At 64.9% G+C, this 21,837-nt stretch carries 21 protein-coding genes and 1 riboswitch; of the genes, 7 read left to right on the top strand and 14 right to left on the bottom strand.

The genetic code is table 11. The annotated features are described in order from the left end of the window. Positions 1 to 244: 244 nt before the first annotated feature. Genes nusB through ribBA form a run of 3 tightly spaced genes read right to left on the bottom strand, consistent with a single transcriptional unit; the run spans position 245 to position 2,375 of the window. Complete coding sequence (gene nusB, locus ACHAC9_RS12870) at positions 245 to 715, bottom strand: transcription antitermination factor NusB (protein ID WP_435760397.1); 471 nt, start codon at positions 713 to 715, stop codon at positions 245 to 247. Between the two features lie 9 nt (positions 716 to 724). After that, a complete protein-coding gene (gene ribH, locus ACHAC9_RS12865) occupies positions 725 to 1,210 on the bottom strand; it encodes a 6,7-dimethyl-8-ribityllumazine synthase (protein WP_435760396.1) in 486 nt (161 codons plus the stop codon). Positions 1,211 to 1,262: 52 nt separating this feature from the next. Continuing rightward, on the bottom strand, positions 1,263 to 2,375 hold the full coding sequence (ribBA, locus tag ACHAC9_RS12860; RefSeq protein ID WP_435760395.1) for a bifunctional 3,4-dihydroxy-2-butanone-4-phosphate synthase/GTP cyclohydrolase II: 1,113 nt from the start codon (positions 2,373 to 2,375) through the stop codon (positions 1,263 to 1,265). Positions 2,376 to 2,725: 350 nt separating this feature from the next. On the opposite strand from ribBA, the gene ACHAC9_RS12855 reads away from it, so the two are divergent. The 3 genes from ACHAC9_RS12855 to ACHAC9_RS12845 all read left to right on the top strand — a co-directional run bounded on the left by ACHAC9_RS12855 (position 2,726) and on the right by ACHAC9_RS12845 (position 9,239). Beyond that, complete coding sequence (locus ACHAC9_RS12855) at positions 2,726 to 5,425, top strand: two-component system response regulator (RefSeq protein WP_435760394.1); 2,700 nt, start codon at positions 2,726 to 2,728, stop codon at positions 5,423 to 5,425. A gap of 64 nt (positions 5,426 to 5,489) precedes the next feature. Further along, positions 5,490 to 8,354, top strand: a complete 2,865-nt coding sequence (locus ACHAC9_RS12850; RefSeq protein WP_435760393.1) for a M16 family metallopeptidase — start codon at positions 5,490 to 5,492, stop codon at positions 8,352 to 8,354. Between the two features lie 123 nt (positions 8,355 to 8,477). Beyond that, the gene (locus ACHAC9_RS12845) at positions 8,478 to 9,239 is read left to right on the top strand and encodes a nuclease-related domain-containing protein (protein ID WP_435760392.1); all 762 of its coding nucleotides are present in this window, start codon (positions 8,478 to 8,480) and stop codon (positions 9,237 to 9,239) included. 3 nt (positions 9,240 to 9,242) lie between these two features. Here the strand turns inward: ACHAC9_RS12845 and ACHAC9_RS12840 are convergent, their stop codons facing one another. The 11 genes from ACHAC9_RS12840 to glyA all read right to left on the bottom strand — a co-directional run bounded on the left by ACHAC9_RS12840 (position 9,243) and on the right by glyA (position 18,938). Beyond that, complete coding sequence (locus ACHAC9_RS12840) at positions 9,243 to 9,785, bottom strand: YfiR family protein (RefSeq protein ID WP_435760391.1); 543 nt, start codon at positions 9,783 to 9,785, stop codon at positions 9,243 to 9,245. Between the two features lie 2 nt (positions 9,786 to 9,787). Further along, on the bottom strand, positions 9,788 to 11,638 hold the full coding sequence (locus tag ACHAC9_RS12835; RefSeq protein WP_435760390.1) for a TonB-dependent receptor plug domain-containing protein: 1,851 nt from the start codon (positions 11,636 to 11,638) through the stop codon (positions 9,788 to 9,790). Positions 11,639 to 12,095: 457 nt separating this feature from the next. After that, positions 12,096 to 12,737: a riboflavin synthase gene (locus tag ACHAC9_RS12830; protein WP_435760389.1), complete on the bottom strand. Its 642-nt coding sequence runs from the start codon at positions 12,735 to 12,737 to the stop codon at positions 12,096 to 12,098. A gap of 17 nt (positions 12,738 to 12,754) precedes the next feature. Next, positions 12,755 to 13,855, bottom strand: coding sequence for a bifunctional diaminohydroxyphosphoribosylaminopyrimidine deaminase/5-amino-6-(5-phosphoribosylamino)uracil reductase RibD (gene ribD / locus ACHAC9_RS12825; RefSeq protein WP_435760613.1), 1,101 nt, complete (start codon positions 13,853 to 13,855; stop codon positions 12,755 to 12,757). 47 nt (positions 13,856 to 13,902) lie between these two features. Next, positions 13,903 to 14,454 carry a GspH/FimT family pseudopilin gene (locus ACHAC9_RS12820; RefSeq protein WP_435760388.1) on the bottom strand — a complete coding sequence of 184 codons (552 nt, stop codon included), beginning with the start codon at positions 14,452 to 14,454 and terminating at the stop codon, positions 13,903 to 13,905. Further along, complete coding sequence (locus ACHAC9_RS12815; RefSeq protein WP_435760387.1) at positions 14,451 to 14,891, bottom strand: type IV pilin protein; 441 nt, start codon at positions 14,889 to 14,891, stop codon at positions 14,451 to 14,453. Before ACHAC9_RS12815 ends, ACHAC9_RS12820 begins: the two co-directional genes overlap by 4 nt. A gap of 24 nt (positions 14,892 to 14,915) precedes the next feature. Further along, positions 14,916 to 15,539: a pilus assembly protein gene (locus ACHAC9_RS12810; RefSeq protein ID WP_435760386.1), complete on the bottom strand. Its 624-nt coding sequence runs from the start codon at positions 15,537 to 15,539 to the stop codon at positions 14,916 to 14,918. 7 nt (positions 15,540 to 15,546) lie between these two features. Beyond that, entirely contained in the window at positions 15,547 to 16,485 is a 939-nt protein-coding gene (locus tag ACHAC9_RS12805; RefSeq protein ID WP_435760385.1) for a PilW family protein, read from the bottom strand. Beyond that, positions 16,482 to 17,033, bottom strand: coding sequence for a type IV pilus modification protein PilV (gene pilV / locus ACHAC9_RS12800; protein WP_435760384.1), 552 nt, complete (start codon positions 17,031 to 17,033; stop codon positions 16,482 to 16,484). The genes ACHAC9_RS12805 and pilV overlap by 4 nt, the downstream gene beginning before the upstream one ends. Positions 17,034 to 17,148: 115 nt before the next feature. Further along, positions 17,149 to 17,607, bottom strand: coding sequence for a transcriptional regulator NrdR (nrdR, locus tag ACHAC9_RS12795; protein ID WP_435760383.1), 459 nt, complete (start codon positions 17,605 to 17,607; stop codon positions 17,149 to 17,151). An 83-nt stretch (positions 17,608 to 17,690) separates the two neighbouring features. Then, positions 17,691 to 18,938 carry a serine hydroxymethyltransferase gene (gene glyA / locus ACHAC9_RS12790; RefSeq protein WP_435760382.1) on the bottom strand — a complete coding sequence of 416 codons (1,248 nt, stop codon included), beginning with the start codon at positions 18,936 to 18,938 and terminating at the stop codon, positions 17,691 to 17,693. A gap of 105 nt (positions 18,939 to 19,043) precedes the next feature. Then, positions 19,044 to 19,152, bottom strand: a riboswitch (ZMP/ZTP riboswitch). Between the two features lie 140 nt (positions 19,153 to 19,292). Between glyA and ACHAC9_RS12785 the strand changes: the two genes are divergently transcribed. The 4 genes from ACHAC9_RS12785 to ACHAC9_RS12770 all read left to right on the top strand — a co-directional run bounded on the left by ACHAC9_RS12785 (position 19,293) and on the right by ACHAC9_RS12770 (position 21,829). Continuing rightward, a complete protein-coding gene (locus tag ACHAC9_RS12785; protein WP_435760381.1) occupies positions 19,293 to 20,039 on the top strand; it encodes an SDR family oxidoreductase in 747 nt (248 codons plus the stop codon). Positions 20,040 to 20,267: 228 nt separating this feature from the next. Next, positions 20,268 to 20,672 (top strand): tol-pal system-associated acyl-CoA thioesterase, encoded by a 405-nt coding sequence (gene ybgC / locus ACHAC9_RS12780; protein ID WP_435760380.1) that lies wholly within the window; start codon positions 20,268 to 20,270, stop codon positions 20,670 to 20,672. 25 nt (positions 20,673 to 20,697) lie between these two features. Then, positions 20,698 to 21,381, top strand: coding sequence for a protein TolQ (gene tolQ / locus ACHAC9_RS12775; protein ID WP_435760379.1), 684 nt, complete (start codon positions 20,698 to 20,700; stop codon positions 21,379 to 21,381). 16 nt (positions 21,382 to 21,397) lie between these two features. Further along, positions 21,398 to 21,829 (top strand): biopolymer transporter ExbD, encoded by a 432-nt coding sequence (locus ACHAC9_RS12770; RefSeq protein WP_435760378.1) that lies wholly within the window; start codon positions 21,398 to 21,400, stop codon positions 21,827 to 21,829. Positions 21,830 to 21,837 lie beyond the last annotated feature (8 nt).

The following is a 21,837-nucleotide window of genomic DNA, read 5'->3' as shown; positions in this document are numbered from 1 at the left end:
GGCTTTTTTGTTCTAGCGTGGACTCCCGAGTCCACGCGGTACGGCGCATGAAAGCCAGTACAGCCTGCCGGATACGTCGTGCCAACGCATCGGCGTCACCGCGTGGAGTCAGGACGCCACCCTACATCGCCCTGCCATTCGCCTTCACCGATGTCGGTTGCGCACCTGCCGACCAACAAAAAAGCCACCGCGCCTGACGGCAACGGTGGCTTTTCGCCATCCCTACTATATATATAGAGAGAAATTAACGCCGCGCGTCGGCGCCAACCTCTTCCGGACGCAGCTGCGAGGCCAGCTTGTCGAGCACGCCGTTCACGTACTTGTGGCCGTCGATGCCGCCAAACGACTTGGTCAGCTCGACCGCTTCGTTGATGACGACGCGGTATGGGATGTCCGGCTGGTTCTTCAGCTCGAACGCGCCCAGCAGCAGCACGCCGTGCTCGATCGGCGACAGTTCGGCCACCGTGCGGTCGATCAGCGGGGCGATCATCTCGCGCAGCGCGACCGAGGTCGTGATGGTGCCGTTAAGAAGCGTCGAGAAATACTCACCGTCAGCCTTGTCGAAGCCGTGGGCGGCGCGGATGTTGTTGGCCACCTGGGACGATGGCTCGTTGTTCAGCAGCCATTGGTAGAGGCCCTGGAGCGCGAACTCGCGCGCGCGATGGCGCGGGGTGCGGTTCTTGCTCGGGTTGGCGTGGGTGGTCTTGTCAATCATCGTCGTCCCTTACTCTTCTTCTTCCTCGGGGTGCAGCTCTTCCAGCGCCAGCAGCAGGTTGGCCATCTCGACCGCGACGCGCGCCGCATCAAGGCCCTTCTCCGCCATGCGCACTTCGGCCTGCTCGTCGGTCTCGGTGGTCAGCACGGCGTTGGCGATCGGGATGCCATAGTCCAGGCCGATGCGCGTGATGCCGGCGCCCGACTCGTTCGAGACCAGCTCGAAGTGGTAAGTTTCGCCGCGGATGACGGCGCCCAGCGCGATCAGCGCGTCGAACTGCTGGGTCTCGGCCATCTTTTGCAGGGCCAGCGGGATTTCCAGCGCGCCCGGCACGGTCACGTGCAGGATGTCTTCGTCGGCCACGCCCAGGCGCTTCAGCTCGGCCAGGCAGGACGACAGCAGGCCATGCCCGACGTCGGCATTGAAGCGCGCCTGCACGATCCCGATGCGCAGGTCCTCGCCTGTCATGTTGCTCTCATAAGTTCCTACCGTCATGACTGCCCTCTTCTTAGTGTGTTCGTATTCATAATATATAAATGGTACCGCGTCAGGCCGTCGGATTGGCGATGTATCCGGTCACCTCGAGATCGAAACCGGTCATCGACGGCATCTTGCGCGGATTGGCCAGCAGCTTCATCTTGCCGACGCCCAGCTCCTTCAGGATCTGCGCGCCGATGCCATAGGTACGCAGATCCATCGTCGCCGCGCGGCCGGTCGGACGCGCGCCCGGCGCATCCAGCGAGCTGAACTGCGCAAACAGCTGTTCGGCCGTCTCGCCGCAATTGAGCAGGACAAGGACCCCGCTCTCGCTCTTCTTGATCGCTTCCATCGCCGACGCCATGGTCCACGAGTGGGTCGTGGCGCGGTGTTCCAGCACGTCGAGGATCGAGACCGGCTGGTGCACGCGCACCAGGGTTTCGAATTCGCGCTTCAGTTCGCCATGCACCATCGCGAGGTGCGCGCAGCCGCTCGGCTTGTCGCGGTAGGCGATCAGCTGGAATTCCCCGTGCGCCGTGTTCAGGGTGCGCTCGGCAACGCGCTCGACCAGGCTCTCGTTTTCGCTGCGGTAATGGATCAGGTCGGCGATGGTGCCGATCTTCAGCTTGTGTTCTTGCGCGAATTCGATCAGGTCCGGCAGGCGCGCCATGGTGCCGTCTTCCTTGATGATTTCGCAGATCACCGAGGCCGGGGACAGGCCCGCCATCTCGGTAAGATCGCAGCCGGCTTCGGTGTGGCCGGCGCGCATCAGGACGCCGCCCTTCACCGCGCGCAGCGGGAAAATGTGGCCCGGCTGGACCAGGTCGTCCGGTTTCGCGTTCCTGGCGACGGCGACCTGGATCGTGCGTGCGCGGTCGGCCGCCGAGATGCCGGTGGTCACGCCTTCGGCGGCCTCGATCGAGACTGTGAAGTTGGTGCCGAACGAAGTCCCATTGCGGCTCGTCATCATCGGCAAAGCCAGTTTGTCGCAGATCTCTTCCGACAGCGTCAGGCAGACCAGGCCGCGCGCATGACGAATCATGAAATTGATCGCCTCGGGCGTGACGAAGTCCGCTGCCAGGACCAGATCCCCCTCGTTTTCGCGGTCTTCTTCGTCGACCAAAATGACCATGCGGCCGGCGCGAAGTTCGGCAACGATTTCCTGGGTGCTGGAGATAGACATGCGGATTTCCTTGAAACGGTGACGCGTCATGCGTAATCCGCTATTTTAAAGGATTTACCGGCTTCCAACCGAGTCGATGCGAGGATGCCGGCAAGACGATGCCGCCGGCGAGCTGTACTAGAACATCCTGAACGTTGCGTAAAGGCAACAACGTGCATTTGTTCAAGAACAATTGTTAAATATTATGTTTTAATAAGCAACTTTGTGATGTTCACGACATTCACAGGATTATGATTCATCGAGCTTTGGTCAAACGTATCGGTGTGCTGCCGCCGGTGCATTCATGGAGTCGTCATGTTGGTACCGATATTTGCTGAACAGTTCACCACTGCAGCCAAGGTGAAGCACTGATGGCCACCATCCTCATTGTCGATGACCGCCCGAGCAACCGCGCCTACCTGATGGCGCTGCTCGGCTTCACCGAACACCGTCTGCTGGAAGCCGAAGATGGCGCTGCCGCCCTGCAACTGGTGCGCGCCGAGCGGCCCGAGCTGATCATCACCGACATCCTGATGCCGACCATGGACGGCTACGAGTTCGTCCAGCGCCTGCGTGCCGACCGCGCACTGGCCGCCACCCGCGTGATCTTTTATTCGGCCGTGTATGCCGAGCGCGAGACGGTGGCGATGGCGCGCAGCTGCGGCGTGCATACCGTTCTCTCCAAACCGTCCGACCCGCAGGACATCATGGATGCGGTCAATGCCGAACTGGGACTGTCGGCCGCGGCGGCGCACAAGGCGACGCCCGAGGTGCGCGGCGCTCCGGTCGCGAGGGGCGCCGTGCAAGCGCCGGTAGCGCCTTCCGGCGACAGCCGCCTCGGTGCGCGCCTGGCCGCGCTCGAGGACATGTGCCTGCGCCTGGCCGGCGAGCGCCGGGTCGAGGGCCTGGTCGACGTCTTCCTGCAGGCGGCGGCGCGCATCCTCGACGCCGACCAGCTGGCCGTGTGCCTGCTGGAGAACGACGAACGCAGGGTCGCGCATCTGGCCGCACGCGGCCTCGACCCTACGCTGCTGCTGCCGCATGCGACCGGCACGCGCCTGCCCGGCGCGCTGCTGCAAACGCGCCAGGCCCTGCTGCTGGCCGAAGGCGACCCGCTGCTGGGCACCCTGCCGCCCGGCCTGCCGCGTTGCGGCTCCCTGCTCGGCCTCCCGGTGCGCTGCCTGCGCCACCTGTACGGCTGGCTGTATTTCGTGCGCGCCCCGAGCGCGGCGCCGTTCGGAATCGAGGACGAACGCTGGGCCTCGGCCCTGGCGGCCCATCTGGCGGTCGCCTATGAAAACCTGAACCTGTATGGCGTGGTGCAGCGCCACGCGGCCCAGCTGCAGCTGGAAGCCACAGCCCGCGCCCAGGCCGACGCCGCACTGCGCGAGAGCGAGCACCGGCTCGAGCTCGCGCGCCAGGTCTTCGACAGCACCCAGGAAAGCATCATGATGACCGATGCCTGCGCCAACATCGTCGCGGTCAATCCGGCGTTCGAGCGCATCACGGGTTTCCGCGAAGTCGAGGTAGTCGGGCTGAACCCGCGCTTGCTGCGCTCGGGCCGCCATGAGGCGCCCTTCTACCGCGCGATGTGGGAAGGCCTGGAACAGAACGGCCAGTGGCGCGGCGAGATCTGGAACCGCCGCAAGAACGGCGAAGTCTACCCGGAGCGCATGAGCATCAGCGCGGTGCGCGACGAGGGCGGCAAGCTGACGGCCTATGTCTCGGTCTCGACCGACTTGTCGGCCCTGAAGGCGGCCCACAACCAGCTCGACTTCCTGTCGAACCACGACGCGCTGACGCTGTTGCCGAACCGCTCGCTGTTCCATGACCGCCTGCAGCAGTCGATCGCAGCGGCGCGGCGCGACGGCAGCCAGCTGGCCCTGCTCTTGGTGAACGTCGACCGTCTCTCGCGCATCAACGACAGCCTCGGGCATGCCGCCGGCGACGCCCTCTTGCGCGAAGTGGCGCGCCGCGCCAGCGAAATCGCCGGCGCCGCCGACACCGTTGCCCGACTGTCGGGCGACGAATTCGTGCTGCTCACCAGCTGCGAGGATACCGAGGACATCATCCTCAAGGCCCAACGCCTGATCGAAGGCATCGCCCAGCCGTTTTCGGTGAACGGTCACGACGTGGTCGTCACCGGCAGCATCGGCATCAGCGTGTTCCCGCGCGACGGCGATGTCCCGGGCGACTTGCTGAAAGCGGCCGACGCGGCCCTCGCGCACCAGAAGGACGCCGGGCGCAATGGCTTCCGCTTTTTCAAGGGCGAGATGAATGCCCAGGCGATGCGCTGGCTGGCGCTGGAAACCCGCCTGCGCCGCGCCATCGGCCAAGCCGAACTGGCGCTGCACTTCCAGCCGCAGGTGGCGCGCGTCGATGGCCGCGTGCTCGGCATGGAAGCGCTGCTGCGCTGGCACAGCTCGGAACTGGGCCGCATCTCGCCGGCCGATTTCATCCCGCTGGCCGAGGACACCGGCTTGATCCTGCCGATAGGCGACTGGGTGATCCGCCAGGCCTGCCTGCAGAACAAGGCCTGGCAGGATGCCGGCCTGCCCTGCGTGCCGGTGGCGGTGAACGTCTCGGCGCACCAGTTCAAGGCCGGCACCGTGCCCGCCGTCGTGCGCACCGCCCTGGCCGAATCGGGCCTGGAGGCGCGCTACCTCGAGATCGAACTGACCGAAAGCGTCATGATGGGCGACACCTCGGCGGCCGAAGCCCAGCTGGCCGAACTGCGGTCGATGGGCGTGTCGCTCTCGCTCGATGATTTCGGCACCGGCTACTCGTCGCTCGGCTACCTGTCGCGCTTCTCGCTCGACAAGCTCAAGATCGACCAGGCCTTCGTACGCAACATCACGACCGACCCGCGCAGCGCGGCGATTGCCCAGGCCACGATCGCGCTGGCCGAAGGCCTGTCGCTGAAAGTAGTGGCCGAAGGCGTCGAGACACTGGCGCAGCGCGACTTCCTGGGCAAGATCGGCTGCGAAGTGCTGCAGGGTTACCTGTATAGCCAGCCGCTGCCGGCGCGCGAAATGGAGTTGCTGTTGCAAGTGGGACGCGTGACGGTGTGAACCGCTGACGAAGGCGCGGGCGGCCGTTACAATGGCCGCTCGACGCCCTCTCAACGGAATTCCGATGTTCGTTCAACTCGTGCTCAAGGCCTGCCTCGCCGCCGTCCTTCTCACCCACGCCTTTGTCGCCGACGCCGCACTCAAACTCGATGCGCCGATCCCGGTCGGCCCGCAGGTCAAGGTCGGCAAGCTGGCGAACGGCCTGACCTACTACATCCAGCAAAACGCTCGCCCCGAGCGCAAGCTCGAACTGCGCCTGGTCGTGAAAGCCGGTTCGATCCAGGAGGACGACGACCAGCAGGGCCTCGCGCACTTTGTCGAGCACATGGCCTTCAATGGCAGCACGAATTTCAAGAAGCACGAGCTGGTCGACTATTTGCAATCCATCGGCGTCAAGTTCGGGGCCGACCTGAATGCCTACACCTCGTTCGACGAAACCGTCTACATCCTGCCGATCCCCCTGGACCGCCCGGAAAACCTGGGTAAGGCCTTCCAGGTGCTGGAAGACTGGGCGCACGGCCTGTCTTTCGACGAAGCGGTGATCGAGAAAGAGCGCGGCATCGTGCTCGAGGAACTGCGGCTCGGCAAAGGCGCCGGGGACCGCATCGGCAAGCAGCTGTACCCGAAGATCTACAACGGCTCGCGCTATGCCGAGCGCCTGCCGATCGGCAAAGAAGAAGTGCTCCGCAACTTCAAGCCGGACACGCTGCGCCGCTTCTACCGCGACTGGTACCGGCCCGACCTGATGGCGGTGGTCGCGGTCGGCGACATCGAGCCGAAGGCGATCGAAAAACTCATCAAGGCGCACTTTTCAAAGCTGAAGAATCCGGCACCGTCACGGCCGCGCGTGTATGCTGACATTGCGCGCCGGGAAGAGACCGAAGCGGTCGTCGTCACCGATCGCGAAGCGGGCGGCAACAGCATCCTGGTGCGCTATCCGGTGCAGCCGGTACGCGAGCCGGACACGGTGCGCGGCTACCGCGAGCAGCTCGTCGAAAGCCTGTTCACCGGCATGCTCGGCGCCCGCCTGCAGGAGATGTCGCAGCTGGCCGAGCCGCCCTTCCTGCGCGGCGGCAGCGCCCTCGGCAAACTCACGCCCTTCTACAAATCCTTCAACGCCAGCGCGGTCATCGGCCCCGGCGGCGCGCCGAAAGCCATCGAGGCCCTGGTGCGCGAGAACGTGCGCGTGCGCCGCTACGGCTTCGGGCAAGCCGAACTCGATCGCGCCAGGAAGAACATGCTGCGCAGTTACGAGCGCCTGTACAACGAGCGCGAGAAAACCGATTCGGGTGCCTATGTCGCCGAGTACCTGCGCAACTTCCTGCAGCAGGAGCCGATTCCCGGCATCGCCGCCGAGTACCGCTACGCCACCGAGATGCTGCCGGGGGTGACGCAAGAGGAAATGAATGCCTACGCGCGGCGCACGATTCCGGCCAACTCCGGCAAGCTGGTGGTCTATACCGGCATCGAGCGTGCGGATAGCCCGCCCCCGCAAGGCGAAGCGCTGCTCGCCGCCCTGGCCGCGGCGGAAAAAGCCGAGGTCGCGCCCTACGAAGAAAAAACGCTCGGCACGCAGTTGCTGGCGCAGCCGCCGAAAGGGGGCAGCATCATCCTTGAAACCCAGGACAAGGCGCTGGGCCTGACGCACCTGACGCTCTCGAACGGCGTCAAGGTGATCATGAAGCCGACCGACTTTCGCAACGACCAGGTCGTGATGAGCGCGGCGCGCTTCGGCGGCCAGAGCCTGTACGGCGACGCCGACATCCTCAATGCCCGCTTTGCCAATTCGATCGTCGCCAGCATGGGCCTGAAGGAGTATTCGCCGCTCGACCTGTCGAAAGTCCTGGCGGGTAAAGCGGCCGCCGTGACGATGGGCCTGGCGGGCTACAGCGAGGTGCTGGGCGCCTCCTCGGGCGCGACCGACATCGAGACCATGCTGCAGCTGCTATGGCTGCGCTTCGACGCGGTGCGGCGCGACGAGGACCTGTTCAAGTCCTTCATCGGCAAGCAGGTCGAAGCCGCGCGCAACCGCCTGGCCCAGCCGGGCGCGCGCTTCAGCGACACCGTGGTCGCCGCGCTGTACGGCAACCACCCGCGCGCGCCGCGCCCGCTGCGTCCCGAGGAATTCGACCAGATCAGCCTGGACCGCAGCATCGCCATCTACCGCGAGCGCTTTTCGAGCGCCAAGGACCTCACCTTTGTCATGGTCGGCAGTTTCGATGCGGACAAGGTCAAGCCGCTGCTGGCCACCTATCTCGGCAGCCTGCCGACGCCCGACCTGCCGACCACCTGGCGCGACGTCGGCCTGCGTCCGGCGAAGGGCGTGGTCAAGCGGGCCGTGTACAGCGGCACCGAACAGAAAAGCACGATTTCGCTCACCTTCACCGGCGAAGCGGCGTTCTCGGAGCTCGAGCAGATGCGCCTGCAGGCGCTGGTCGAAGTGCTCAACATCCGCCTCATCGAGGTGCTGCGCGAGCAGCTCTCGCTGATCTATGGCGGCAGCGCCGGCGCTTCGCTCGGCCGCATCCCGTATGGGAACTACACGCTGGCGGTGACGCTGCCGACCGGCCCCGAGAACGTCGACAAGGTGCTGGCCGCGACCTTCGCCGAGTTCGAACGCCTCAAGCGCGAGGGGCCGACGGCGGCCGACCTGGCCAAGGTCAAGCAGAACTGGATCCAGAATCACCGCAAGGCGCTGCGCGAAAACGGCTACTGGCTCGGACGCATCCAGTCGGCGCTGTTGGACGGGACCGACCCGGCGGCCATCCTGACGCATGACGAGCGTGTGAATGCGCTCGCCGCGGTCGACGTGCAGGAGGCGGCGCGGCGCTATCTGAATACGGAGAATTACGTGCAGGTGGTCCTGTATCCGGAGAAGAAGCCGGAAGCTGTCCAGCAAGCGGCGGCGCCCGCCAAACTGGTGCATTAAGCCTGAGTCCGGAGCGCAACAATTTGCATGCAGGAGGCATAATCTTGCTTGCACTTAATAAAATCGATGGCGGATCGTTGACGCAGAGCTAGAGTGGAAGTTCGACCTCAGCAGGAGTTGACAATGATCTACAAGGATAGCGACAACAAGATGCCGGTCGTCGCGATTTTGCAGCGCATGCTGGCGCTGGCAGGTCCCGACAAGCGGCCGCTGATCGAGCGTGAGCTGCGCATGATGCGGGCGGGGATCGCCGCCGAGCGCGAGGCGGCCGGCCTGATCGACGTCTACCTGAAGGATTCCACGCGCACGGCCGTCGTGCACGACCTGCGGCTGGTGTCGAACGATGGCGAGGCGGCGCAGATCGATCACCTGTTGATCCACCGCTCGCGCCGCTTCTACCTGCTGGGCACCAGGCATTTCGCGCATGGCCTGAGGATCACCGAGGACGGCGACTTCCTGCGCTGGAACGAGGCCACCAAAAGCTTCGAGCCCATGCCGTCTCCGCTGGACGAACTGGCGCGCCAGGTCTCGGTGCTGCGCGACGCGCTCGAGCCTTTCGGGCTGGACGATGCGCCGGTCGATACGCTGGTGCTGCTGGCGCCGAACGCGCGCATCGAGCGCCCCCGCCGCTTCGACAGCGGGCGCGTGATGAAGGCCGACCAGTTCATGGAAAAGCTGAACAACGGGGCGGACAATGCGCCGGCTCTGGCGGCGCTGGGAAATTTGAACCGGACAAGGATGTCCGATTCGATCGGCGACATCGCGCACAAGCTCATTGCGCTGCACCGGCCGTCGACGGCGGACACGATGTCCCGCTTCGGCCTGCGGCGCGAGGCGCCGTTGCCGCAGGCATGTGCGGGCGCGGCGGTCGGCAGCGCGCAATAGCGATTATTGAAGTTTTCCGCGGATGACCGTCGCGGCCAGCATCAGGAGTTGCGAGCTCAGTCGCAGGCCGGCTTTTTCGGCAGACTCGAGCGAAATGTCGAAGCGCATCCGTTCGTCTACCACACGAAAATTGACGACACTGCCACGCGCCAGTGCATCGTCCGATTCCGAGACGATCAGGATCGAACGCGCGGCTGCCCCGTCAATCATGGCACCGGCCCGGGCAACATAGCCCTTGCCCAGATACAGGATATGAATGTGCTCGAGTGAATCGCCGTTGCGCAGACGCCGCACCGCCAGCGTACCCTTGACCGGGTCGCGCACGGCCGCCATCTGGGCCAGGCTGTTCGCCACCTCCTCGGCACCCACGATGCCGATCACAGTGCGCCCATTGGCGGGCGGCGCGGCGTGCGCCGGCCAATGGACATAATGACCGAGCTTCGACAGGTAAGCCGCCTTGACGACGTCTTCGGTCGGCGCACCCACTTGCGCATACGCGTTGAGCGCGAACAGGCCTGCCAGCACCATCGCGCATGAACGGAGCATGGTTACAAGCGCCACACCAGGTTCACCCCGATATTGCGTTCATAGACACTGCGATTTGGCCCGCCGCCGTATTCCGGATGCGCCGCGTCCAACAGGTTACTCCCCCTGACCGAGAGGTCGACATCAGGCGTCACGCGCCATGTGTAGTTGATATCGAGCGCTTCATAGCTTGGCACCGCTGGACGGCTCAGCTTTCCCTGGTGGCGGAGCAGCACGTCGAGCGTCTGGCCGCGCGCGATATCGTACGAAGCGCGCAGGGACCAGTAGTTGCTCGGGTCGCTCGTTGCCAGGCCGGTTGCCGCGCTGGCGTCGCGGCTCTCCGGCTCGGGCGTGGTACGGATGCGCTGCGCCACCAGGCCCGCCGACAGCCGCAGCGCCTCGCTCGCTTCCCAGGTCGACCACATCTCGACGCCCTTCGTGCGGCCATTCGCCAGGTTGCTGAACACCGATCCGGATCCGCGCGGGTTCGGCTCGAGCGTGCGCAGGCGGTCGTAGTCGCTGGCGAAAGCGGTGACCGAATACGACAGGCTTGGGGTGGCCTGGATGCGGTAACCCAATTCCAGCACAGCGGCCACTTCCGAGCGGAATTGGGGGCCGCCGGCAAACCCGTAGCGCGGCACGCCGCCCACGATCGGGGGATTCGAGGGGCTATAAAAATCCCGGTCGATGCGCGAAGGCGCCCGTACCGTGCGCGATGCCGATGTCCAGACCAGGCTGGTGCCGGTCGGCTTCCATGCCAGGCGCAGGGTGGGCAGGAATTCCAGGCCGGTGTAATTGTTATGTTCGAGCTTGGCGCCGGCGATCAGGCGCACGGTATCGGTGACGTCGATTTCGTCCTGCACGAATACATTCCCCCAGTGCAGGTTCAGGTCGCCCGGCAGGAATGCAAACCCGGCGCCGTTGTCGAGGCGGTCGAAGGCTTTGCGGTAGCCCGCGCCCCACACGATACGGTGGCGCTCGGCCAGCGTGACCGAACTCTGGAGCTGAAGGTCGATGGTATTGAGGTGCTCGATGAAAGCGCCAGGCTGGTTGCGCTCGGTGAAATCCCAGTAGGCCTGCGCCGTGAGCTCCGAGCCCCCTGGCAGGCGAATCGCCTTACGGCCAAGCAGGTTGGCGCCCGCGATGCGGATGTCGCGCGTGCCTTGCTGGTGCAGGGCGCCGACGTAGGCATCGCCCTGGACGGTCGCCGTGTCGGCGCCCTGCCCCCAGTCGGCCCGGAACCCGGCCTGCGAGCGCTTCCACCCGGTCAGGTTGTCCATGCCGTTTTCGCGTTCGATATCCTCGTGCTCGGACGACTTGAGGTACATCCGGTAGCGGGCGCCGCCGGCAAGCGCGCCGCCATGCCGCACCGAGCCCGTGATCAGGTCGCGGTCGTAGCTCGCGCTCACTTGCGTGCCCTGGGTGGCGCCGGCCGCCTTGGTGATGATGTTGATGACGCCGTTGACGGCGTTGGCGCCCCACATGGTGGCGCCGGGACCGCTGATGACTTCGATGCGCTCGACATCTTCCAGTACGACATCCTGCGCGTCCCAGTAAACGCCGGAAAACAAGGGCGTGTACACGCTGCGGCCATCGATCAGCACCAGCAGCTTGTTTTCGAAAGCGCTGTTGAAGCCGCGTGCAGTGACTGCGTAATTGCGTGCGTCGACACGCGCAACCTGCAAGTTCGGCGCGAGCCGCAGCGCTTCAGGCAGCGTCGACACGCCTGCGCGCTTGATGCTGTCGCCGGAGATGACGAAAATCGACGCGGCTGCGTCGGCCACAGGTTCGGAGCGCCGCGATACCGAGGTGACGCGGATATTCGACAAATCCTCCAGGCTCAGGCTGGCAATATCTTCCGGATCCGTCGCCATGGCGTGGGATGGCAATGCGAGAACACTGGCTGCTATACAGACTGCTCGGTAAAAATTGGCCATGGGGACGTAACGATTCTTTATGATGAGGACACAGATTCCTGATTGTATCATTATGTATAACGAGCTTAACACTAGGGGAAACACCAGACGCAGCCTCGCCCGAAACCCGTTGCGGGAATGCGTATGGAAAGTGGTAATCAGCTATTATTCCGAGCAGGTGCGGAACCTGTCACATCACCGTTATTCAACATATTGATCGGAGCAATTCAATGAGCAAAAGCCAGGACGCGAAGAAGTCGACCAAGAAAGAACCGGCGAAGACCGACAAGGAAAAGAAGGAAGCCAAGAAGGTGAAGAAGGAAGAGAAAAAGCGACAGCAGTAAGCGAATTGACCCTTTCGCACTGCAGGATGTGATCAGGGCCCTCTCGTTCGAGGGCCCTGTCGCATGCGTCTTCAGCTGCGGATGAGATCAGGCGAAACCGACAGCATGCGCTCGACGTAGCGCGCAATCAGGTCGATCTCCAGGTTCACTTTCGACCCCGCGCGCAGGTGCTTGAGCGTGGTGACGTCGATCGTGTGCGGAATCAGGTTGATCGAGAAGCGGCAGAGTTTGACGCCATCGACCGACAGGTCCTCGACACGGTTCACCGTCAGCGACACGCCGTTGACCACGACCGAGCCTTTATAGGCAAGGAACCTGGCCAGTTCCTGGGGCGCATCGACGATCAGCTCGCGCGACTCGCCCACCGGCTCGAAGCTGTGCACCTGGCCCAGTCCATCGACGTGGCCCGACACCAGGTGTCCGCCGAGGCGCTCGGCCAGGGTCAGCGCTTTCTCCAGGTTGACTTCGCCCAGCCCATCGAGACCGGCAGTCTTGCTCAGGCTTTCGCGCGAGACGTCCACCGAGAAGGCAGTATCGGTTTTTTCGACGACCGTCATGCAGGCGCCGTTGATCGCGATCGAGTCGCCCAGCGCGACATCGAGCAGCGGCAAGCCGCCGGCGTCGATCTGCAGACGCACGCCGGCGTCAGGGCCGCCCGCCAGCGGCGAGACCGAATTGATATTGCCGACGGCGGCGACGATTCCAGTAAACATGCTTCTTTTTCCTCAGGTTAGTTCGTATTCAATCTTGCCAGGATGCGCAGGTCGGCGCCGACCTGCCTCACTTCGTGAAAGCGCAGGGCGATCTTGTCGGCCAGGCGATCGAGAGGCGGTAGCGCGAACATGCCCTGCCCCGCGCCGATCAGGCTTGGGGCCAGGTAGACCAGCAGCTCATCGACGCAGCCCTCGCGCACCAATGAGGCGTTCAGCTTCGAGCCGGCCTCGACATGCACTTCGTTGATCTCGCGCCGGCCCAGTTCCAGCATCAGTGCCGGCAGATCGACTTTGCCGGCACTGTTCGCCAGCAGGATGACTTCGTGCCCCGCGGCGCGCAGCAGCGCCGCTTTTTCAGGGTCAGGCACGGCCGCGACGATCCAGCACGGCGCTCCTTGCAGGATGCGGGCGTCAAGCGCGATGTCGAGCCGGCTGTCGACGATCACGCGGCGCGGTTGCCTTGGCGTGGCAATGCCGGGCGTCGCCACGCCGGGCGTCGCTACGCCGCGCACGGTCAGTTGCGGATCGTCCGCCTTCACGGTGCCGATTCCGGTCAGGATCACGCAGGCGCGTGCACGCCATCCGTGGCCGTCCTGGCGTGCCTCGGGCCCGGTGATCCACTGGCTCTCGCCATTTTCCAGGGCCGTCATGCCGTCCAGGCTGGCCGCCGTTTTCAGGCGCACCCAGGGACGGCCACGGCGCATGCGCGAGAAGAAGCCGATGTTCAGTTCATAGGCTTCATCGGCCATCACGCCTGACGCGATCGCAATGCCGGCCGCTTCCAGCTGCGCCATCCCGCGCCCGGCCACGAGCGGATTCGGGTCGCCCATCGCTGCCACCACGCGGCCAAGGCCCGCTTCGATCAGCGCGTTCGAACATGGCGGGGTGCGGCCATAATGGCTGCAGGGCTCGAGCGTGACATACGCGGTCGCGCCGCGCACATCGTTACCGCGCGCGGCGGCGTCGCGCAGGGCCTGGATCTCGGCATGGGCCTGGCCGGCCGGCTGGGTGTGGCCGGCGCCGATGACGCTACCCTCGCGCACGATCACGCAGCCCACGCGCGGGTTCGGGGCAGTGATGGTCATGCCTTTGGCGGCCCACTCCAGGGCCAGCGCCATGGCGTCGATGTCGGTGTCTACCTTGGTCACAATATTCTTCAGGTGGTCTAAGACGGCGCGGCGGCGCCGTCGCAGTTGTCGTCGCGCGCCGGATTGCAGGCGCGTGCCCGGCCCAGCATGTTGATTTTAATACGGCGGGTCGACCCGCCATGAAACAGCGACAGCGTGCCCCAGCGCGCCGCGCCGCTATTCGTGGCGGTGCAGCTGCGCCCGGCGCCATTGTAGGCGATGTAATACGGGGCTGCAGGACTCGTGAAGGCAAAAGCGGCCTGGAAGCCGGCCGGGAGCGCCTCGTGCACGGCGAGGATGGCGTCGCCCGGCCCCGGCACAGCGTCGCCGTCGCGGTCGACGAACACGGTCCAGCCCTGCGTCCAGTCGACCCCGAGCGCGTCGCGCGGCATCACGCTGACGCGCTCGTTGCGCGCAATCGCCTGCGCCCTTGCCAGGCCGATTGCGCCGAACAGGTCGTTCGTCGCCGTGCGCAGTTGCTGGGCGCGCAGCAGCGCAGCCAGGTCCGGCAGCGCGACGCCCAGCAGGATCGCGGCGATGGCTGTGACGACGAGCAGTTCGGGTAGCGAAAAACCCCGCGTTGCGTTCATGGCCAGCAGCGCGCCGACGGTCCGCTGGCACCCTGCTCGCCGGTGCTGCGCAGGGTGAGCGCGCCGCATTCGGCGTCAAGGAAGCGGACGTCGACATGTGCCGTACCGGGACGCGCGCGCAGCTGCACGCAGTCGCGCAGGTCCTGGTCCGGGCAGGCTTGGGCATCGAGTTCGTAGGCGCTGCCGGCGGCCGCATTCCCGGACCACCAGCGCAGGGACTCCACCGGCGCCTCCCGTGAAAAAGCGACATAGGTGTGGGCAATTGCATGGTGCTGTTCCTGCTGCTGCATGGCGGTGATCAGCGCGACCTTGCCTTCCATGCGCCGCGTTTTGGTGATGTAGCCGGCATAGCTGGGCCAGGCCAGGCTGGCCAGTAGCGACATGATGAGCAGCACGACCATCACTTCGACCAGGGTAAAACCGCGCGCGCGCGACATCGTTGTCTCCTCGGATACCTTGAATCAGGATGCAGCCTTGTGCAGTTCAGGCCAGTTGGCGATTTCGCGCCAGCCCATGCGCTTTCCCGGCCCGCTGGCGCTGGCACGTCGATAATGGCTCTGCAGGACGACCATCGTGGCCCGGTCGGCGCCGACGCCGAGCGCCGTGATGCGAAACATGGGCTGGGGGCCCGCCAGCAGTTCGACCAGATAGCGCGGGGCGGCGGCCGGCAGCGTGCCCGCGCCCGTCGGCAGCGAGCGGCTTGTAAAGCGGCCGTATTCGACGCCGGCCTCGCCCGCCAGGTCGGCCGTCTGCCAGGCCGGCGGCGCAGTCCCGGTGCTGGCCTGGCACAAGCCGGTCTTCTCGGCCTGCCCAAGGCAACGTTCGTCGAATGCGCTCGCGTCCATGGCCGCGAAGATGGCCGTGCGCGGCGAAGCTGGACCGGCCGCGCCCTCGATGTCGCGCTCGGCGTCGAGCAGCGCCGCTTCGGCCGCCGCATGAGCCACCTGGCGGTCGCGTTCATGGCGCGCCGATGTCGCATGTGCGAGCGCGGCGCGCGCGGCCGACAGCGACATCATCAGAAGCGCGAGCATCAGGAACAGCATGGTGACGAGCGCCGCGCCGCGCTCGGAGTGACGTGCCCGCATGGCCGCCTCAAGGCTGGGCTGCGCCGACTGCGAACACGGCCGTGAACAGCCTGCGCGACGGCGTCTGGACGCGGCCGTGCAGGTCCGCAGCTGCCAACTGTACGCCCTCGTCGCCCGCCGCCTGGGCCGCACCATAGGCCGCGCCGAACAGCGAATACGCGCCCGGCTGGACCGGCGCGGCCGAGGGACGTTCGCCATGCAGCAGCAAGGCCACCTGCACGCTGGCGACGCGCTTCCACCAGGTCTTCTCGTTCAGCTCGGCCTGCCCACCGCCCGCCAACGGCAGCGCGGCATCGAGCGCGGCCAGCGCGCTGGCGCTCACGTAGCGGTTCGGGACACCATCGGGCGCGGTGTCGGTATCGACCCCATACAGCACCTGGAAGCCGTCGACCCCGGCGACGATTGCGTCCGCGCTCCAGTTGCTCGTGCCGCGGTACTTGCAGCGCAGCTCGGCCAGGCCGTCGCCATTGCGCGCGACATAGAAGATGCTCCAGCCCTCCTTTGCCTCGTGCACCGGGAAGCCCGCGCAGTTGATGACGCTGCCGTCGCCATCGGGCGCAGCACCCGCGCCTGAATAGCGTACGGCCAGCACGTCGCTGCCGTTGACGGCAGTGCTCACCGGATTGTCGATGCCGGCACTCGTCTTGACGAGCGAGCGGCTGTCGAGACCTGCGAGCGGCGCCGGCAGGTCCCTGGCGGGTGCCGCGCCGGCCAGGCGCTCCCAGTCGACAAAGGCGCCCTGCCTCACGGCGCGCCCGATCAGGGCCAGCGCAAAGCGCCCGCCATCGTCGATGCTTGCCGCGTCTTCATGGGCCACATACGACCTGTTCGCGCCGATCATCAAGACGCCGCCGGCCAGCAGCACGCCCAGGCCCAGCGCCAGCGCAACGAGCAGCTCGGCCAGGGTCATGCCACCTTGCCGCGCCAGGGGGCGGGGCGCGTTCATGTCGCGACCACCATCGTGATGAACGGCGTTTCCTGCGACCTTGCCTCCCCTGGCCGCGCCGGCAGGCGCCAGCCCAGCTTGACGACGACCGGTGCATTCGCGCCGCCGGTGCAGGCCCATTCGAAGGCAAGCAGCGCGGCGTTCCAGCCGCCGGCGTCGCGGCAGACCGTGATGCGCCCGCCGGGAAAGGCGGCACGCACGATGCGCGCCGTGTCGTACAGGTCGTGGGCCGCCATCCGGGCCGGGTCGCAATCGGCCGTGCCGAAGCAGTGCATCGGCGGCGGCGCAGGCGCGCCGTCACGCGCGTCGTACGCGAACTGGAGGTATGGATTGGAGGCGTCGGGCAGCGCCATCTGCGCGGCGTTGACCCGCATGCGTGCGCCGAGCGAGGCTGCCAGTTGCACGGCTTCCGATTCGAGCGCGGCCTGCTGGCGCAAGCGCGCGCTTGCCACTTGCGTGGCCGCCGCACCGACGACTCCGAGCGCCAGCACGAACATGGCGACCAGCACTTCGACCAGCGTGAAGCCGTTTAACCGAGACCATTGCAAGGAACACCTCCGCAGTTCAGGCGCGACAATTCGCGCGAGCTGAGAAGTTATCAGTGCAAGCCGGTGCGCCCCTGCGCTGGGTCAACCGTGCGCGGGCTGCCTGAAAAGGCTTGATTTACTTGCGCGAGTGGCCGACTTCCACCAAGGCCTGCTGGAACTCGGCGAGGTCCTTGAAGTCTTTATAGACGGAGGCAAAGCGGATATAGGCGATCTCATCGAGACGCTTGAGTTCCTGCATCACGAGTTCGCCGACATGGCCGGTATCGACTTCACGCCGCCCGCTGATCAGCAGCTTTTCCTCGATCGAGGCGACGGCGGCGTCGATGGCCTCGGCCGACACCGGGCGCTTGCGCAGCGCCAGCATCAGGCTGCCGCGCAGTTTATGGCTGGCGAATTCGGTGCGGCTGCCGTTCTTCTTGACGATGATCGGCATCGACAGTTCGATGCGTTCGTAGGTGGTGAAGCGCTTGTCGCATTGCACGCAGCGGCGCCGGCGCCGGATGGCGTCGCCCTCCTCGGATACGCGCGTATCGAGGACCTGGGTGTCTTCATGCTGGCAGAACGGACATTTCATGGGGCGCTCGATGGTGATGCGCAGGAAGGGCATCCGGGCGGACGCCGTTCCTGGACTCTACTACGTTTGAAGCTCGATGACGATTAGGCCGCGTACACCGGATACTTGTCGGTCAGCAGCTTCACTTGCGCCTTCACACGCTCGATCGTCGCAGCGTCGTGCGGGTTGTCGAGCACGTCGGCGATCAGGTGGCCGACTTTCGTCGCATCTTCTTCCTTGAAGCCGCGCGTCGTGAAGGCCGGGCTGCCCAGGCGAATGCCCGAGGTCACGAACGGCTTTTGCGGGTCGTTCGGGATGCCGTTTTTATTGCAGGTCATGTGCGCCTGGCCGAGGATGGCTTCCGCTTCCTTGCCGGTCAGGCCCTTGGCGCGCAGGTCGACCAGCATCACGTGCGACTCGGTACGGCCCGACACGATGCGCAGGCCGCGTGCGATCAGCGCTTCGGCCAGGGCCTTGGCGTTCTTCACGACTTGCTGCTGGTAGGTCTTGAATTCGGGCGTCAACGCTTCCTTGAAGGCCACCGCCTTGCCGGCGATGACATGCATCAGCGGACCGCCCTGGATGCCGGGGAAGATCGCCGAATTGATCTGCTTTTCGAACTCGGCCTTCATCAGGATGATGCCGCCGCGCGGGCCGCGCAGCGACTTGTGCGTGGTCGAGGTGACGAAGTCGGCGTGCGGCACCGGGTTCGGGTATTCGCCCGCGGCGATCAGGCCGGCGTAGTGGGCCATGTCGACCATGAAATAGGCTCCGACTTCCTTGGCGATTTTCGCAAAGCGCTCGAAGTCGATGCGCAGGGCAAACGCCGAGGCGCCGGCGATGATCATCTTCGGCTTGTGTTCGCGGGCCAAAGCTTCCATGGCGTCGTAGTCGATGTCTTCTTCCGGGGTCAGGCCGTACGACACGACGTTGAACCATTTACCGGACATGTTCAGTGCCATGCCGTGGGTCAGGTGGCCGCCTTCGGCCAGCGACATGCCCATGATGGTGTCGCCAGGCTTGAGCATGGCGAAGAACACGCCCTGGTTCGCCTGCGAACCGGAGTTCGGCTGGACGTTTGCGCTTTCCGCGCCGAACAGTTCCTTGACGCGGTCGATCGCCAGCTGCTCGGCGACGTCGACGTATTCGCAGCCGCCGTAATAGCGCTTGCCCGGATAGCCTTCGGCATATTTATTCGTGAGCTGGGAGCCCTGCGCTTCCATCACGGCCGGCGAGGTGTAGTTCTCGGAAGCGATCAGCTCGATGTGATCTTGCTGACGGGTGTTTTCCTTCTGGATGGCGTCCCACAGTTCCGGGTCAACCTTGGCCAGCGTGTGATCTTTTGCAAACATGAACAAAACTCCAATCGATAAGAGAACCGGACAACGGCGGTGTTGGATCGGCATGAGGCCGGCAAACGACAGGCGCGCTGCAATCAAGATGCGCGCGAACCCATTGTCGGTTGCCCAGGCGAACGGCGGGTGAAATCTCACGCTCCCCGGTGGGTGCCCACCTTGCCGCAACGCCAGGAAGACGTTGTGGATTTCGCCAGTCACGTGAGACATAAATGGACTGAGGATTGTATGTGAACTGCCCGCTTAGGGCAAGGAATGCACTGCCAGCCTGGCAACGATGGCAATGGCCCGGACAAGATGGTCATTTCGGCTACAATCGGGGGACGCCACTGCAACCCGAGGAATTCCATCATGATCGTTTTCATCACCGGCGCGTCCGCCGGATTCGGCGCCGAAATGGCGCGCACCTTCGTTCGCAATGGCCACCAGGTCGTGATGGCGGCGCGCCGCATGGATCGCCTCGACGCGCTGGCGGCGGAATTGGGCGAATCGGCGCTGCCGGTCGAGATGGATGTCACCAGCAAGGCCTCGATCGAGGAAGCGCTGGCCATGCTGCCGCAATCCTGGCGCCAGATCGATGTGCTCATCAACAACGCCGGCCTTGCGCTCGGCACCGCGCCGGCCCACGAGGCGCCGCTGGAAGACTGGGAAACCATGATCGCCACCAATTGCAAGGGCCTGGTGACGATGACGCGCGCCCTGCTGCCGGCGATGGTCGAGCGTGGCAGCGGGCTGGTGATCAACCTCGGTTCGGTCGCCGGTCACTACCCCTACCCCGGGGGCAATGTGTACGGCGCGACCAAGGCGTTTGTGGAACAGTTCACCCTGAACCTGCGCGCGGATCTCGTCGGCACCGGCGTGCGCGCGACCAACCTGGCGCCGGGCCTGTGCGGCGGGACCGAGTTTTCGAACGTGCGTTTCAAGGGCAATGACGAAGCGGCGGCGAAGGTGTATGAAGGTACGACGCCCTTGAGCCCCAAGGATATCGCCGAGACGGCGTACTGGATCGCGACGCTGCCGGCGCATATCAATGTCAACAGCATCGAGATGATGCCGACCTGCCAGGGGTTTTCTCCGTTTACCATCAAGCGCGTGTAATACTCGGCGTTTGCAAGATGCCCATGGGGCGGGCAGGCGTCTCCGGTTCGATAATTGTGAGAAAGTGTTACAGTCATTGTCCTGACAACGCCATCTCGGTCTACTACGCCGCGCCTGACACGTTTTCAGGCACATCCACTGGCCGCACTGCCGCGGCCCGTGTGTTCGCTATCGCACATAGACGCGAATCGCGTAAAATGGCTCCTTTTATTATTTATGGCAGAACAGATGCCTTCGCTTTTCACCTGGACAGTCCGGGTCTACTACGAAGATACGGATGCGGGCGGTATCGTGTTCTACGCGAACTACCTGAAGTTTTTCGAGCGCGCGCGTACCGAATGGCTGCGCGCCGCCGGCGTCGACCAGCAAGGCCTGATCGACCGTGAAGGCGCTGCCTTCGTCGTGAAAAGCGCCAGCATCGATTATCATGCGCCATCCAGGCTCGACGATGAAATCACCCTGACGCTGACCATCGAAAAGCTGGGGCGCGCGTCGATCCAGTTCGCCCAGAAAGCGTACAAAGGCGACCTCCTGCTGGTCGAGGCAATCGTCAAAGTCGGCTGCGTCGATATCGCCACCGTACGCCCGCGCGCCCTACCCGTCGACGTGGCTGATAAAATGCGGACCGCCTGATCCATTCAACACTACTGCATACCCGATGACACCAACCCACGACCTTTCCTTCCTAGCCCTCATCAGCAACGCGCACCTGATCGTGCAGCTCATCATGCTGCTTTTGTTGGTGCTGTCCGTGGTCAGCTGGTTCTACATCTTCCGCAAACTGTTCGCCATCCGCGCCGCCCGCCGCCAGACCGAGCAGTTCGAGCGCAGCTTCTGGGCCGGCGGCAACCTGCATACCCTGCACCAGAGCGCCAGCGCGCAGCGCGACCAGAGCGGTCCGCTGGCACGCATCTTCGAAGCAGGCATGGGTGAATTCATCAAGGGCAAGCAGGCCTCGCGCGACGCGCTCGACATGGGCGCCGTGCTCGACGGTTCGCGCCGCGCCATGCGCGCCGGTTTCCAGCGCGAACTCGACGGCCTGGACCTGCACCTGAACTTCCTGGCCTCCGTCGGTTCCGTGTCGCCCTACATCGGCCTGCTCGGTACCGTGTGGGGCATCATGAACGCCTTCCGCGGCCTGGCCAGCGTGCAGCAAGCCACCCTTGCCGTCGTCGCGCCCGGCATCGCCGAAGCGCTGATCGCCACCGCGATCGGCCTGTTCGCGGCGATTCCGGCGGTCGTTGCCTACAACCGCTTCACGCACGACATCGACCGCCTCGCGACCCGTTTCGAGAGCTTCGTCGAGGAATTCTCGAACATCCTGCAGCGCCAGTCGCGCTGATTCGAGAGGATCCATCATGGCATTTTCCAGCAGCATGCGCGGCGGTCGCCGCAGCAAACTGAAAGCCGAAATCAACGTCGTGCCCTACATCGACGTGATGCTGGTACTGCTCATCATCTTCATGGCGGTGCCGGCCAATGTGACGCCGAACGTGGTCAACCTGCCGAGCGCCGAGAAATCGGCCCTGCCGCCGGACACCTATATCCACGTCACGGTAAAACCGGACGCCACGCTGTCGATCGGCGTCAGTGGCAAGGAAACGGTCGCCGCCGAATCAATGCCCGACCGCGCCGCCTTGCTCGAACGCCTGCGCGAACTACATGAGAGCAACCCGGATTACCCGGTGATGATCTCCGGCGACCGCGAAAGCAAGTATGCCGACGTGATCGAACTGATTTCCGCATCGAAGAAGCTGGGGATTACCCGCGTCGGTCTCGCAACCCAGTAAGCAATGTC

The sequence above is a fragment of the Massilia sp. CMS3.1 genome, assembly GCF_051262535.1.
Taxonomy (GTDB): domain Bacteria; phylum Pseudomonadota; class Gammaproteobacteria; order Burkholderiales; family Burkholderiaceae_D; genus Telluria.
Note: the sequence above shows the minus strand (reverse complement) of the source record. Positions and strands in the feature narration are given on the sequence as shown.

Excerpts from the sequence above, each read along its gene's own strand:
- nusB (WP_435760397.1), bottom strand. The coding sequence starts at position 715 with ATGATTGACAAGACCACCCACGCCAACCCGAGCAAGAACCGCACCCCG.
- ribH (WP_435760396.1), bottom strand. The coding sequence starts at position 1,210 with ATGACGGTAGGAACTTATGAGAGCAACATGACAGGCGAGGACCTGCGC.
- ribBA (WP_435760395.1), bottom strand. The coding sequence starts at position 2,375 with ATGTCTATCTCCAGCACCCAGGAAATCGTTGCCGAACTTCGCGCCGGC.
- ACHAC9_RS12855 (WP_435760394.1), top strand. The coding sequence starts at position 2,726 with ATGGCCACCATCCTCATTGTCGATGACCGCCCGAGCAACCGCGCCTAC.
- ACHAC9_RS12850 (WP_435760393.1), top strand. The coding sequence starts at position 5,490 with ATGTTCGTTCAACTCGTGCTCAAGGCCTGCCTCGCCGCCGTCCTTCTC.
- ACHAC9_RS12845 (WP_435760392.1), top strand. The coding sequence starts at position 8,478 with ATGATCTACAAGGATAGCGACAACAAGATGCCGGTCGTCGCGATTTTG.
- ACHAC9_RS12840 (WP_435760391.1), bottom strand. The coding sequence starts at position 9,785 with ATGCTCCGTTCATGCGCGATGGTGCTGGCAGGCCTGTTCGCGCTCAAC.
- ACHAC9_RS12835 (WP_435760390.1), bottom strand. The coding sequence starts at position 11,638 with ATGGCGACGGATCCGGAAGATATTGCCAGCCTGAGCCTGGAGGATTTG.
- ACHAC9_RS12830 (WP_435760389.1), bottom strand. The coding sequence starts at position 12,737 with ATGTTTACTGGAATCGTCGCCGCCGTCGGCAATATCAATTCGGTCTCG.
- ribD (WP_435760613.1), bottom strand. The coding sequence starts at position 13,855 with ATGGCGCTGGCCCTGGAGTGGGCCGCCAAAGGCATGACCATCACTGCC.
- ACHAC9_RS12820 (WP_435760388.1), bottom strand. The coding sequence starts at position 14,454 with ATGAACGCAACGCGGGGTTTTTCGCTACCCGAACTGCTCGTCGTCACA.
- ACHAC9_RS12815 (WP_435760387.1), bottom strand. The coding sequence starts at position 14,891 with ATGTCGCGCGCGCGCGGTTTTACCCTGGTCGAAGTGATGGTCGTGCTG.
- ACHAC9_RS12810 (WP_435760386.1), bottom strand. The coding sequence starts at position 15,539 with ATGCGGGCACGTCACTCCGAGCGCGGCGCGGCGCTCGTCACCATGCTG.
- ACHAC9_RS12805 (WP_435760385.1), bottom strand. The coding sequence starts at position 16,485 with ATGAACGCGCCCCGCCCCCTGGCGCGGCAAGGTGGCATGACCCTGGCC.
- nrdR (WP_435760383.1), bottom strand. The coding sequence starts at position 17,607 with ATGAAATGTCCGTTCTGCCAGCATGAAGACACCCAGGTCCTCGATACG.
- glyA (WP_435760382.1), bottom strand. The coding sequence starts at position 18,938 with ATGTTTGCAAAAGATCACACGCTGGCCAAGGTTGACCCGGAACTGTGG.
- ACHAC9_RS12785 (WP_435760381.1), top strand. The coding sequence starts at position 19,293 with ATGATCGTTTTCATCACCGGCGCGTCCGCCGGATTCGGCGCCGAAATG.
- ybgC (WP_435760380.1), top strand. The coding sequence starts at position 20,268 with ATGCCTTCGCTTTTCACCTGGACAGTCCGGGTCTACTACGAAGATACG.
- tolQ (WP_435760379.1), top strand. The coding sequence starts at position 20,698 with ATGACACCAACCCACGACCTTTCCTTCCTAGCCCTCATCAGCAACGCG.
- ACHAC9_RS12770 (WP_435760378.1), top strand. The coding sequence starts at position 21,398 with ATGGCATTTTCCAGCAGCATGCGCGGCGGTCGCCGCAGCAAACTGAAA.